Genomic DNA, 14427 nt, shown 5'->3' with positions numbered 1-14427 from the left:
TTTACAGGGTGTCGCGGTGTGGGGTTTTTCGGCGGATCTGGTTAATGAATGCTAACTGTTGACTGCTGACTGCTGACTCCCAACTGTTTCACATCAAAAATCCCGGCTTCTACAAGAAACCGGGTTCGATCGAAACATCGCAGCACATTTTTTGAGACGGTTAATGGAGCGACATACTCGCGGAATTTTTTTTATGGAAAAGCTTTACAGGAGAGAAAGTAGAAGTAGCGATCTCAACTTGCTGTCTGAAGCGACTAATCGGAAATCCTGACCCATCCGCGGCGGATGGCGTAAAGCAGGCGGTTGACTACATCTCGGTCATCTTGGGCCAGAGAGCTTTGGCTCAGCGATCGCAGTCCGTTGCTTTGAGTGCGAGTCAGATTGCCTGAATGGGTGACTTGATAGAACAGTTCAGCGATCGCGCGATCGGATTTAAAAGCCAGAGCTTGCATGAAATTTCGTTGAACTCTACTACTACAATATCGAGCATTTGAGAGCAGGGTAGGGTGATTGCCGTCGGCTAAGCTGTGTGATCGTTTGGAGGCCGACTTGCGATCGAAGTCTGTTAGTATAGGTGAGTTGAATCACAAATTACCAGAGACTCGATCGCATTTGCCGTCGCGCCGACGCTAGCATCAAAGTTGAAGGAAACCTCAAAAAGCTTTCAACGCCAGACTTTTCGCTCTTTGCGCCACTGTTTTATCGGTGTGTTTGCTTGGCATCGCACCCTGTGGATTCGGAAACTTGCAGCGGAGGGGGAAAGTTGCGATCGGCGAGCAGCACCCTGAGATACAATAATCATTAATATTTCGATCCCATCTATAGACTCAGAGGTAAAACAATGATAATTGTTAGCTACTTTTCGATCGCCTTAATCGTTTTTATTTTTTGGTTCAAAAGTTTTTTGAATGATAGTGCGACCTCAAAAACTGACTTAATCTCTTGGATAGCCTTAATCTTCGGCCCTCTGTTTTGGCCTGTTGTTGTACCCCTATCCCTTTTGCAAATTACCAGCAAAAAGTCAGTTGTACAATCAGGTAAATCCGAGCAATAGTTATAATAAATTGTAGAAGTAACTGACTCAAACGCTGTCGGTTATATCTTAAAGTAGGCCAGAGGGCGGAGGGAATCTCTATAAATAAATTCAGGGGATTTAACCAGGAAACTGTATTTGTAGCGCGGCACGAAGGCCCGAGGCTGGAGGAAATTCCCATAAATACAGCTTATTCCAGGTTTATGAAGTACATACTTTCTGAGCCTGGTTTCTTGAAAGTTAGAGACTTGTCAACTGATGGGCGATCGAGAAACTCTGTTAGGGGCGTACTGCACCTGCACCGAATATGCTGCAACGTCGAATGAAACGCGGTGTGTTGGTTGCTCGAGTATAACTTTAGACATACTTATGTGAGTGATTGCTGACAAAATTAATAATTTTTCTTACTTTGGGCTGCTGCACGCTCTGCATCGAACTTGGGAAAACGCGCGAGTTGAGAAACGGCTACAGTCCTTGTCCTGCAAGCTTTGGAGGTTCTATATTTTAAAATTGTAGAAGTTTTGAGGTGGCAATTGTAGAGTTCGACGCCCCCCTAATTGCCGAACTATTACCGCAGTTACATAGAAAATTAAAGGCAAGAAAATTAAAGGCAGAGGCTGCAATATAAAATAGCGATACAAACTGTTGGAAATATCGAGCCGAACTTGTTTTGTGCGCTCGGACATCAGGACTTGAGAATGCCAGCGATCGGATTTGCGATCGAGATCTGTATTTGCGGGAACTTCTCAAAAAAAGCCCAGTCACTGTACCCAACTTTGCTATTTATAGAAATAAAGTAGGAGTGAAAATGAACGAAATGTCTGAGAAGCGAATTTATCGAATTCTTAATGCTGTGTCGCTGCTAGCCCTCAGCTACTATGCAGCTACTTCGATCGGTTATATTTTAGAGAGCGACGCTCACATCTACAGCTACGATAGCCACAGCTATTCCCACGGGTCAACACAGCAATTAGAATCACACCGATCGGGTAAATAGTACAGCTTGTCTATAGAATGCCGAACCAAATTTCCGAGAAATTGCTAATTGCTAACGATATCCTCGAAGTCAACAATTAGCCATAAAAAGTTTTGTTGAAAGCTTAATCTTGTTAAGTTAAGTTGTTAAATTTAATCACCTAAAAAGTGGCGGAGGGTGGGGCGCTGTTTCGGTTTCAAGAGTTGCATAGCGCTGTGGCGGATTTGAATTGCATTTTTTGAGCGATAAGCTGCATCTAATGCGAAAACGCTTATAGGGCAATAGGCGATTGTTAAGCATGATTGTAAGTTGGGCCCGGGCACAAACCCTGCGTTTCACTTCTGACGTTCGCGTGCCTCGCGGTTCATTCCATCTTACGACCTGTTAGTTATGATTCTGACCCAAAAGCGTCATGGCTCGATCGTCTGGTTGGATGCTGCTGATTGCTGACAAGACGGATTTTTGCTGAAAAACCGGGTCGTTTCGCGAAAGTCATGGGTAGAGCGCCAGGGAGCGGTGGAAAAATCGAGTTCAGGCGATGAGCCTCAAGAATGCTTCCTGGAATGTTTTGGGGCTGGGTTTGATTGAATCCCGCCCTAGCTGCGCGGGGGCTTTGAATGCCCGCTAAAAATTTTTGATGTTTTGGGAACTATTGGCGGAACTAAAAAGTCAGGTCAACCAGAGTATACTGAAACATCGCAACCAAGTTCCTGCCCGCGCTGGAGTTCGAGACTTTCGATCGACAGTAGCCAAGGAGTGCGGTGCAACTTCTCAATCTTGAGAGGATACTTCGATTAAAAATGGTCTTCGTGTATTTGCAGGCTACTGTTTTAAAAATGACTCGCCACACCCAAGCTAGGTATGGTAAACTCACAAACGTTTAACTGAAATATTTTCGTGTTAGAGGAGGGAGTTGTGGAGTGGAGAGTCCAAAGCAGGAAAAAACCGATATTTGCTGCTCGACGAATCAACGATTCAACTGGCACTCCCAGAAATCCCGCTGACCGAAAAAATGGATACAAGCCCCGCCCTTTTAGGAAGGGTTTGTGTCAGAATATTCAGATACTCAAAGGATATCTAGGCTCAAAACACGTTGAAACAGCACTCTCGATCAGATATCTCCTTAGCAACAGCCAAAAGGGCAATGGTTAAATCCAACCCCCAAGCTTGATTGCAAAGTCGCCTAGCTGGCATAGGGAGACTTTAAACGGACAAACCCGGGAAATTAAGACTATGTAGATAGCACGTCCCGATGAACTGTCAAGAATCACTGAACTTTTAGGGCGGTGAGTATGTCAAAAAATAAATTACATGACAGCTTATAGCAGCCGGGTAAATTAGGGTCTCAACCGATGTCCGGTTTCATTTATTGAATCCCTTTGGAGGGAAAAGTGTATTGTAGAAAAGTGATTGATCTTTTAGGAGGAGTGTAAATGACACAGGTAACTAATCCAACAACGCCAGTAGCTTCTATCCCTGGAGCAGGCGGTGGCTCTAACATTATCGGCGCTCAAACCCAGAACAGGTTGAACGGCACTGAACAAGGTGATATCATCCTGACTTTTGGCAGCAATGATGTTATTGCCGGTCTCGGTGGCGACGACCTGATTATTTCCGGGGGCGGTAGTGACAGTATCGGCGGCGGCAGTGGCAACGACGCAATCTTTGCAGGCAGCGGTGACGATGCGGTCGCTGGCGGTGACGGCAACGACAGGATATTTGGCGGCAAAGGAAATGATGTCGTTGACGGCGGTCCTGGCGATGACTTGGTTTCTGGCGACAACGGCAACGACACCGTACTCGGCGGAAGCGGCAACGATACTGTCTTTGGCGGTCGAGGTAACGATATCGTTAGCGGTGGCGACGGCAACGACAGCCTCTACGGCGGTAAAGACAACGATACAGTCGATGGCGGTGCGGGCAATGACTTGGTTTTTGGCGACAGAGGTAGCGATGTCCTGACTGGCGGTGCCGGCAGCGACACGTTCTTCTTCAGAGGTTTTGGTGGCGATTTCGGTGTAGATACGATCACCGACTTTACTCCGGGCGAAGATAAGATCGTATTGAAGTCCGGCGGTGTGTTGGGTGCTTTGGGCACAGGCTTGGATTCCAGCGAGTTTGTCGTGGTTTCTAACTTCAACGCAGCCAGCAGCCCTGGCACCGCTAACAAGTTGGTTTACGACCCGCAAAACGGTGTGTTGTACTTCAACGGTACCGGCGGAGTGCTAACTATTGCTCAGTTGCAACCTGGCCTGACAATTACCTCGAACAACTTAGAACTGTTCTAAAACAACTGGTAGTTGTGGGGCAGCACTGGATAACATCTGGGGCTGTTCTTATAACTGCCGATCGTGTTTTAAAGGATTTCAACCTCACTCTGCTACAAGCGGGGTGAGGTTGAAACATTGGATGCCGGAAATGATATCGTTTCCGACGATCGCCCGATCGCCTAAAATATATACAAACTTTCAAATCATAATTTATCAGTTTTCCTGAAGCGGGGAAAAACCGCAACTGGCCAGAAGCGATGAGCACTCAAGAATACATCCGGCAAGCCCAAGTTTGTTTGAAGCGGGGGAAATTAACTGAGGCGATCGATTTTTGCCATCAGGCGATCGAACTACAGCCTTTTTCGCCGCTAACTTACACTACTTTAGGCGAAATTCTCGAAGCGAGCGGAGACCCGACGGCGGCAAGAGATGCTTTTGTGCAAGCTTTGGAGATTTCGCCCCAGTTTGTTCTGGCTCATGCTTATTTGGGTCAACTTTACAACGAGTATTGCTGGTTGGATGAGGCGGCTTTTCATTACCGGCAAACTCTGGATTTGAAACCAGATTGGGCGGAAGTTCATTATAACTTGGGAACTGTTTTTCACAAGCAGGGTAATTTGTTGGGGGCGATCGACTGTTACCGAAAGGCGATCGCCCTTAAACCGAATTATCTTGTTGCTTGCTACAATCTGGCTGTGGTTTTAGATGAAAACAATCAGCTAAAAGCCGCCATTGATGCCTACCGTCAAGCGATTGATTTGAAGCCGGATTATGTGGAAGCTTACAGCAATTTGGGCGTGATTTTGCTGAAGGACGATCGCCCTGCTGAGGCGATCGAGATTTACCAGCGGGCGATCGAGATTAAGCCGGATTGGGCGACGCTGCACAATAATTTGGGTCAAGCGTTGCTGGACAAAAATCCCGATCGGGCGATCGCATCTTACCTCAAAGCTATTGAGTTGGAACCCGACATGGTTTTAGCCCACTACAATCTGGGGAAAGCTTGGCAATTGCAGGGGGAACATTCGGCGGCGGTTGCTTGTTTCGATCGGGTAATCGAACTAAATCCCCAACATATTTCGGGCTGTACGGATGCCGGATTTTCTTTGATGGTTTTGGGTCAAATTGCCGAAGCCATGCCTTATTTTCAGCAGGCGATAGCTGTGCGACCCGATTTTGTTGAGGCTTACTGCCGTTTGGCCCAAATCCGGCAAACTGCTGCTGCAGAGGATGATGAGTTGTCAAGGGCGATCGCTGCGTGCGATCGATTTCTCGCAGCGTTGATGGGAAGGAAGAAGTCCGAGGGAAGTTCGGCAACGGATGTAACGGATGTAACGGATGTAAGTCCGTCGGAAGAAGTCCGAGGGAAGAAGTCCGAGGGAAGATTAATTACCGATTCCCCATTACCAATTCCCCATTACCAATTCCCCATTACCGATTCCCCATTACCGATGCCCAATGCCCCATTACCAATTGCTGAAATTTGCGAGAATTTAGGAGCAATTTACCTGCATTTGGGAAATGCTTTAACAGAGTACGGCGGCACTGAATCTGCCGTTGCTTATTATCAAAAAGCTTTGCAAATTCATCCAAAAAAGACAGAACTTTATTGGCGGATGGGCAATTGCTTGGTACAGCAAAAGCGGCTCAATGCAGCAATTGCCGTTTACCACATGGCTTTGACGCTTCAACCCGCTCTGCCGCAGGTTTATTTAGAGTTGGCAAAAGTGCTGGAAAAACAGGGGCGCTGGAAACGGGCGATCGATTATTATCAAAAGGTTTTAGAGTTGCAAAGCTGGGGATATACGCAAGTTTGGCAACAAGGTGATTCTCTGGCGCTAGCAACAAGTGCGATCGAACTTCCTCAAGGTATTTATTTATCGACTTGGGATTGGTTGGTTAATGCGAAATTGGATGCTGGGAATTATCTAGAAATAGTTTGGCAATCCGAGACAGCAAATGCCGAAGTTTTGGCGAATTCCCAATTGCCAATTGCTCATTCCCAATTGGCAAATTCCGATTGTGGCGGTTTAACTTGTGGGCTGTGCTTGCACCGAATTTCTAAGTGGTTCGATCCGGTGCATCTCGGTTGGGGAGTTTACCGTTTGTCTAACTTGAAACCGCTTCCTGCGTCTGCGCCAAAGACGTTTGCGGCACAGATTCCCAACGGGCGAGTTTGGATTGTGCCGCAGCAAAATTATTGGCTGATTTGTAAGGCGATCGCTGTAATTACTCCCGATAATTATTTGTTGGGCGATCTGTCGAGAGATTATCCTGGTTTCTTGCCGGGATGCGACAAGCACGATATTAGAAAACACAGCGTTTTTGAGTTAGAATCTTTTCCGCATTTAAAACAAATTGATGGCAGCGTGGCGGTGCTTTCGGGTTTGTCGGGAAATGTCTATTTTCACTGGATGGTTGACGTTTTGCCGCGGATTGAATTGCTGCGGCAAAGCGGTAGGAATTTGGCAGAGATCGATTGGTTTTTGGTGAACAGTTGCCAGCACCAATTTCAGCGGGAAACTCTCCGGATTCTGGGGATTCCTGAAGAAAAAGTCTTGGAGAGCGATCGCCTGCCTCACCTGCAAGCAACAGAGTTAATTGTACCTTCTTTTGCGGGTTATTTGGGTTGGCCTTCTGGGTGGGCGATCGATTTTTTGAGGCGGGAGTTTCTCAAGACAATTGTACCGGGTGCTAGTTATCCAAAACGCATTTATATCAGCCGCCACAAAGCGAGATATCGCCGAGTTTTGAACGAGGAAGATGCTGTCGAGGTTTTGGAAAAATATGGCTTTGTTTCTATTTTCCCTGAGTCGATGTCTTTGGCAGAACAAATTGCTCATTTTTATCACGCTGAGGCGATCGTTGCCGCCCACGGCAGCGGCTTAACAAATACGATTTTTTGCCAGCCGGGAACGAAAGTAATTGAGTTAATGTCCCCTCACTATATCAGCCATTATTACTGGGGAATCAGTCAACATTTGAAGTTAAATCATTATTACTTGGCGGGCGAGGCTTTTGAATGCTATCCTATTAGACAGTTGATGTATCAGAATTCGCTAACTGAGGATATTTTGGTGAACTTGAGTTCGCTGAAAAGGATGGTTGAAGTGGTGGGTTTGGGTTAGCTGGCGTGTGGAGTAAGTTTAATTATGCCTTCGATTGAGAAGATGGAAAAAGCAGCGGTTGATTTGAATCGGCAAGCAGAAGTTCATTTAGCTGAAGGAAGATTGAATGAGGCGATTGCTGCTTGCGAGTTGGCGCTAAAAATTGAACCGAATTTGGCTGCTGCTTGTCAGACGCTGGGAAAGGTGATGCAGGTTCGAGGTGAAATCGAACAAGCTAAGCAGTGGTATGAAGCGGCGATCGATCGCAATCCAAATTTGCCAGAAGTTTACGCTAATCTCGGCATTTTGTATTCTCAGGCGAAACAGTGGGAAAAGGCGATCGCCAGTTGCGAAAAAGCGATCGCCCTAGCACCGAATTTTGCTGCTGCTTACCGACATTTGGCAAAAGTTTGGACTCACTTGGATCGGCGAGAAGAGGCGGCACAATCTTGGTATCAAGCTTTCAAAATTGAGCCGAATTGGGCAACTGCTGACGAGTACGTCACCCTGGGAAATGGTTTAGTTGAATTGGGAAAGTTTCCACAAGCGATCGAATGTTATTCGCGGGCAATTGAGTTAAACCCGCAACTGGCAATAGCTTATCATAATTTGGGGGAAATGCTGGTCGAACAAAAACGGTGGGATGAGGCGATCGCCAATTACCGCCAAGCCATTGCGATCAATCCAGATTCGTTTGAATCTTACCACAGTTTGGGTAAAACTTGGGCGGCGCGAGGAGAAGGCGATCGGGCGATCGCCTGTTACCGCAAAAGCCTCGATCTCAATCCGGATTACGCCCGTGCTTACCTTGGTTTGGGCAATGTGTTCGCGCAGAAACGCGAGTTTGAGGCCGCAATTCAATGTTACCGTCAAACTCTCGAAATTAACGATCGTTCCTACTGGGCTCACAATTATTTAGGCGAAGCTTTGGCTGAAAAACAACTGTGGGAAGAAGCTATTAGCTGTTACCGTCAAGCCATTGCTATTAATCCAGATATTCCTTGGTTTTATTGCAATTTAGGAATAGCATTAACCTGCGAAAAATCCTGGGATGAAGCTGTTAGCGCTTACCTCCGCGCGATTCAACTCGAACCAAATTTGACAGGAATTAATCAGAGATTGGGATATGTTTTGCGGCAGCGCAGCGAATCAGGTTTAGACAGCACAATCGAAATTTATTGTCAAGCTATTGAGCTGCTTGCTAGCGGGAAAAATTACCACAAATTGCTGGGAATTGAGTCGGAAGGATCCGAGTTTTATATAAAATTAGGCAACAGTTTAGCGAAACAGAAACAGCTTGAAGGTGCGATCGTATTTTATAGCATCGCCCTGCGGATTGAACCCAATGCTGCCGAAGTTGCCGCCCAACTCCATCAGGTGCGGGCGAAACAACAGGAATTGTACGCACAAATCGCCGCTTACCGCCACCAAATTGCGATCGAACCGAGCAATTCTAAGGCTTACAACGATTTAGGAAATATTCTACCGCAATTAGGGGAATTGGCAGAAGCAATTATTTGCCACCAAAAAGCGAGTGAATTGAGGGGTTGGCCAGAATGTGCCGCGAAAAACTATCAATTCACACAGGATTGGTTTACGCACAATATCCCTATTTGGCAGCGGCATTTGCAGCAGTTTACCGGAATAGCAGATTTTCAAGTTGTGGAAATCGGCAGTTTTCAGGGAATGTCGGCTTGCTGGCTGTTGGATAATATTTTAACTCATCCGACAGCAAAAATTACTTGCATTGATTTGTATTTTCAACAACATTTTAAGGGTAATATTGTTAAAACGGGAGTGGGCGAGAAGGTAATTGAATTAGAAGGTTACTCTCAAGATTTGTTAATTAATTTAACTTCGGAATTTTACGATATTGCTTACGTTGACGGCTGTCACAAACCCACCAGCGCTTTGCAAGATGCGATTTTATCTTGGAGGTTGGTGAAAGTTGGCGGATTGATGATTTTTGATGATTACGAGTTTACTTTTCCCGACAGCCCGGAGCAAAATACAAAAATCGGAATCGATGTGTTTTTGGAGATGTTTGGTAGTCAGTTAGAAGTAGTACACAAAGGCTATCAACTGATTGTCAAAAAAACTGAGAATCAAAAAGTGGGCGAAGAGCAAGCACTTTTGTCTCTAGGTTGGGAAAAGTTGGGTGATATCGCGGCAGATGCGGGTTATCTCGATGAGTCGATCGCCCGCTATCAAACAGCTATTAAAATTAAGTCTGACAATTACTTAACTTATCACAAGTTGGGTAAAAGTTTGCAAGAACAAAAAAGACTTTGCGAAGCTGAGGCTGCTTATCGGCGGGCGATCGACCTCAACCCTAATTTTAGTTGGACTTACCACTTTTTGGGGGAAATTTTACAGGCAATTGACGAACACCGCCAAGCCGCTGCTGCTTACCGCCAAGCAATTGCATTAAATCCAGATTTTTGTTGGAGTTACAATAATTTAGGCGATGTGCTGATGGAGCTTTCTGAGTGGGAGGAAGCTGCTGTTAGTTACCACAAGTTAGTTGAACTGAATCCCGATTTTTGTTGGTCTTACGAGAGATTAGGCAAGGCTTTTGTTGCACTAGAAAATTGGGAAGAGGCGACGGATGCTTACCGCAAAGCTATTGAATTAAATCCCGATGATTGTTGGTTGCACAATAGTTTGGGCGAAGTTCTGGAAAAACAAGAAAATTGGCCGGAATCAGCAGTTGCTTTTGGTCGTGCTGTTGAGCTAGAACCCAATGAGAGTTGGCTGTACAAAAAGTTGGGCGATGCGCTGCGGAATCAAGGGGAATTGGAAAGGGCGATCGTAATTTACGAACAAGGCATCCATCTCGATCCAAAATCCTGTTGGTGTTACGAAGGATTGGGTTTGAGTTTAATGGCACAACAGCAGTGGGATCTGGCAATATCTCAATTAGTTCAAACACTGCAAATTAAACCGGATTTATTTGGAGTTTACTATCATATCGCCGATATTTTGGCACAAAAAGGAGAAGTTGACGAAGCAGATATCATAAAATTTGGCTATAAAATGTTGCCATTAAGTTTTCTCAAAAAATACTGTGGATTTACAGAAAATTTTGCAATTGTAGCAGAGTCAGATCCCAGCATTACTTGCACTGAAATCTATCCTGCGAGTCAAATCATTTTATCAGATTCCACAACAATCGACACCCACAAAAAATGTTGGGAAGATCAGATTTTTTATACAAAAAAATATTTTGTTGCCGCCATACCAAACGGACGAGCTTGGGCTGATATTGCTACTACCGCTGTTATTACTTCTGACAACAAACTTGTGGTAGATATTTCAATGGGTTGTCCTGAATTGGTCATAACTTCCGACAAATTGTCTCCCCCCGAACACGTCGAAGGAAATGTGGCTTTTTTATCTGCTCGCTGGGGAGGAGCAGCCTATTTTCACTGGATGTTTGATGTGGTGACGCGGTTCCATCTTTTGCAGCGCAGCGGCTGCATAGAAACTATAGATAAGTTTGTTATAAATGCTTGCAATTCTGCCTATGAAAAAGAAACTTTAAATAGTTTAGGAATTCCACTAGATAAAATTTTAGAAAGTCAATACCACCAGCACTTTACAGCCGACAAATTAATAGTTCCATCAATTTGCGATGGTGCTTCTGGAACATCTAAATGGAAGTGCGAATATCTGAAACAACTATTTTTAAATAACCGACCACCGCTAAAAACAGATTATTCAGAAAGAATTTATATCAGCCGCAAAACAGCATCCTACAGGCGAATTGTCAACGAGGAAGAGGTTGTCGGCTGTTTAGAAAAGTTTGGGTTTCGTACACTCAAGCTCGAAACGATGTCGGTAGCGGAACAAGCAGCGTGTTTGGCTGCTGCTAAAGTTGTTGTCGCACCTCACGGAGGGGGATTGACTAATTTAGTTTTTTGCACTCCGGGAACTAAAGTAATTGAGATTTTTTCTCCGATTTATGTACCAACTTGTTTTTGGACTATCAGCAATTTGTGCGAGTTGGAACATTACTATTTAATTGCTGAATTATTTGATGACGAAACTCATAAATATTTTGGACATAAAGATATGCGCGTGGATTTGCAATCTCTGGAGAAGTTAATGAATTTGGCAGGAGTTTTGCATGGATAATGACTACCACGAGTTGGGAAATTCGCTGCAATCAAGCGGTAGGTTTGATGATGCTGTCGCCGCCTACAAAAAAGCTGTTGAGTTAAACCCGAATTTTTCGTGGTCTTATCACGGTTTGGGCGATGTTTTGCTGAAACTCGAAGGCTGGGAGGATGCTGTCGCCGCCTACAAAAAAGCTGTTGAGTTAAACCCGGATTTTTCGTGGTCTTATCACAATTTGGGCGATGCTTTACTGAAACTCGAACGGTGGGAAGAGGCTGCTGCGGCTTACCGCTGCGAGATTGCACTCAACTCGGATTTTGCTTGGTCTTTTTGCAATTTGGGCGATGCTTTAACTAAACTCAAACAGTGGGATGAAGCTATCGCTGCGTATTTGAAAGCTGTGGAAATAGACGGAGATTTGCCGGGAATTTACGAGAAGTTGGGGTATGTTCTCGGAGAAACAAAGTCTGATTTAAAGTTGGTGTTAGAACAGTGTCAATTGCAAATTACACCGGAAAATTGGGAGTTTTATTTGTGTTTGGGGAGAAATTTGGGAAAGTACGATCGCCCAAAAAGCGCAATTATTTTTTACAAATTTCTCTTGACATCCGCTCCGAGTTGTGCAGAACTATCAGCGGAATTAGAAGAGTTGTGGCAGCAGCAAGCAAAGTACGTTAGCACATTGGCTTCAACTCGCGCAACTGTGGCCGCAAAACCGGATGATTGCTGGTCTTATTACAATTTGGGTGCTGTTTTGAGCCAACAAAAATATTGGGAGGAAGCGGCGGCGGCATTTTTGCAAGCAATCCAAATAAATCCCGATCTTCCTTGGTGGTTTTATTACAATTTGTGGGAAGTTTTGATTCAGCAAAACAAGCTGGATGAAGTTGAAGATTTTTGCTGCGAAGTTGTGGAATCTCAACCGGAGGCTTTTTGGCCTTATTTGAATTTGGGGGAAGTTTTGACTAGGCAAGGCAAAATTGCTGAGGCGATTCGTTGCTATCAAACTGTTAGTTACAAACAAAGTTTGGCATCTATTCTCAGTAAGAGAACAGGCAAGATGCCTGTTTCACAAGATACAGATACAGATACAGGCAAGATTCCTGTTCTACAAGATACAGATACAGATACAGGCAAGATGCCTGTTCTACAAAATTGGAACTTAAAACCTGTGAAGGTTCCTAATTTTATAATTATTGGTTCTCAGCGGTGCGGCACGACTTCTCTGTACACTTATTTAGCTCAACACCCGCAAATTTTGACTCCGATTAAAAAGGAGATGGATTTTTTTTCGTGGCACTTTCACAGGGGGATTGATTGGTATTTGGCTCATTTCCCGCTAAGGCCGGAGGGAGGGGAGTTTGTGACGGGTGAAGCAAGTCCGAGTTATTTTGACTGTCGGGAAGCGCCGGATCGTCTCTACAGCTTGTTTTCTGAGGCGAAACTGATTGTGCTTTTGCGAAATCCGGTCGATCGCGCGATTTCTCATTTTTACCGCTTAAAGGGCTTGAATTGGGAAGGGCGATCGCTCGATCGGGCAATTAGCGACGAAATCGAACGGCTGAATCAAAACCCAGAATACATCATCGGCGAAGAGCCGGGGAATTATTTAGCTCGCGGTAGGTATATAGAATTTATTAAAAATTGGCTAGCTTTCTTTCCCAAAGAACAGTTGTTAATTTTGCAAAGCGAAGATTTGTATGCAGGTGCGGCGACAACTGTCAATCATGTTTTAGCCTTTTTAGATTTGCCGAAATATCAATTATCTGAGTATCAAAATGCTAATCCTGGTGCTTATCCGCTGGTAAATCAGTCAGTTCGCCACTTGTTGAGCGATTATTTTAAACCTTACAATCAGGAATTAGAGGAGTATTTGGGGAGAAAATTTGATTGGAAATAAGATAATACGGCGGTTGAAACCGCGTCGATACGAACAAAACCTGCCTCCGCAGGTTGAATAAAAGGTGATTGAAGTTCGGTTATTCTCTTTAGTCTGCGTTCGGCTGATATCGTTTGACAAGATGCGGTTTCAACCGCCGTCTGCTAAAATTAGAACAACTTGTAATGAGGTAATACTAATGCTGACAATCGAGCTAGATACATTACTTAAAGAACAAGCACTCCAACGCCAAGATCCCGAAGAGCGCTACATCACGGATACCGTGAACTGGAAACAATACGAGACACTGCTGGATCGGATTGGAGATGCTGCGGGATATCGAGTTACTTATTTAGATGGAGTTTTAGAAATTATGTCACCTTCTCGCCGCCATCAAAGTCGCAAAACTAGCATTGGAGATCTGCTACTTATTTATTTTGTAGAAGCTGACATTGAATATTTCCCTTTTGGGTCTACAACTCTGCGGCAAGAAGAAAAAAGTGGCGGTACGGAACCGGATGAAGCTTACTGTATTGGCACAGATAAAGAATTTCCCGATTTGGTAATTGAAGTGATTGTTACCAGTGGCAGCATCAATAAACTAGAACTCTACAGAAGGTTGAATGTGCGAGAGGTTTGGTTCTGGCGAAATGAGAGATTTTCGATCTACCATTTGCGAGAAGAGATTCCGGTTGAGTTTGTATCAAACTGCGGTTATGAATTAATCGCAAACAGCGAATTGCTACCGGAACTTGATATCGAGCTGTTGACAGAATGTGTCAAAAATCCTCATCCGCTAGCAGCAGCAAAGGCATGGAGACAGAATTTGAGTTAGCGAAGCTTGCAGAACAGGATCGCCCTAAGGAATGAGAATTAAATAACTTACCATTTTTATTGTTCTTGTGGGATGGGCTATAGAGCCCATCCCACAATTATGTGTAAATTATTTAATTCGCGATCTTAAACAGCAAGTTTTAAATCTGCTCGATCGCCAAGCTGTCGCAAAGACGAGCAACTGACTCGCGCGCGCAGCAGTCCCAACA

General features: G+C 44.7%; 7 protein-coding genes. 6 read left to right on the top strand and 1 reads right to left on the bottom strand.

The annotated features are described in order from the left end of the window. Positions 1 to 254: 254 nt before the first annotated feature. Complete coding sequence (locus IQ270_RS21640) at positions 255 to 452, bottom strand: hypothetical protein (RefSeq protein WP_193975273.1); 198 nt, start codon at positions 450 to 452, stop codon at positions 255 to 257. A gap of 1389 nt (positions 453 to 1841) precedes the next feature. Between IQ270_RS21640 and IQ270_RS21635 the strand changes: the two genes are divergently transcribed. The 6 genes from IQ270_RS21635 (at position 1842) to IQ270_RS21610 (ending at position 14219) form a co-directional block, all read left to right on the top strand. Next, complete coding sequence (locus IQ270_RS21635) at positions 1842 to 2030, top strand: hypothetical protein (protein WP_193975272.1); 189 nt, start codon at positions 1842 to 1844, stop codon at positions 2028 to 2030. A 1412-nt stretch (positions 2031 to 3442) separates the two neighbouring features. Beyond that, positions 3443 to 4297 (top strand): calcium-binding protein, encoded by an 855-nt coding sequence (locus IQ270_RS21630; RefSeq protein ID WP_193975271.1) that lies wholly within the window; start codon positions 3443 to 3445, stop codon positions 4295 to 4297. 239 nt (positions 4298 to 4536) lie between these two features. Further along, on the top strand, positions 4537 to 7407 hold the full coding sequence (locus tag IQ270_RS21625) for a tetratricopeptide repeat protein (RefSeq protein ID WP_193975270.1): 2871 nt from the start codon (positions 4537 to 4539) through the stop codon (positions 7405 to 7407). A gap of 24 nt (positions 7408 to 7431) precedes the next feature. Beyond that, a complete protein-coding gene (locus tag IQ270_RS21620; RefSeq protein WP_193975269.1) occupies positions 7432 to 11523 on the top strand; it encodes a tetratricopeptide repeat protein in 4092 nt (1363 codons plus the stop codon). Next, positions 11516 to 13405, top strand: coding sequence for a tetratricopeptide repeat-containing sulfotransferase family protein (locus tag IQ270_RS21615; RefSeq protein ID WP_193975268.1), 1890 nt, complete (start codon positions 11516 to 11518; stop codon positions 13403 to 13405). Before IQ270_RS21620 ends, IQ270_RS21615 begins: the two co-directional genes overlap by 8 nt. Before the next feature lie 178 nt (positions 13406 to 13583). After that, a complete protein-coding gene (locus IQ270_RS21610; protein WP_193975267.1) occupies positions 13584 to 14219 on the top strand; it encodes a Uma2 family endonuclease in 636 nt (211 codons plus the stop codon). The last annotated feature ends 208 nt before the right edge of the window (positions 14220 to 14427 follow it).

It is taken from the genome of Microcoleus sp. LEGE 07076 (assembly GCF_015207455.1).
Classification (GTDB): Bacteria; Cyanobacteriota; Cyanobacteriia; order Cyanobacteriales; family Microcoleaceae; genus Microcoleus.
The sequence above is the reverse complement of the archived record's forward strand: the minus strand, read 5'-3'. Positions and strand labels throughout refer to the sequence as shown.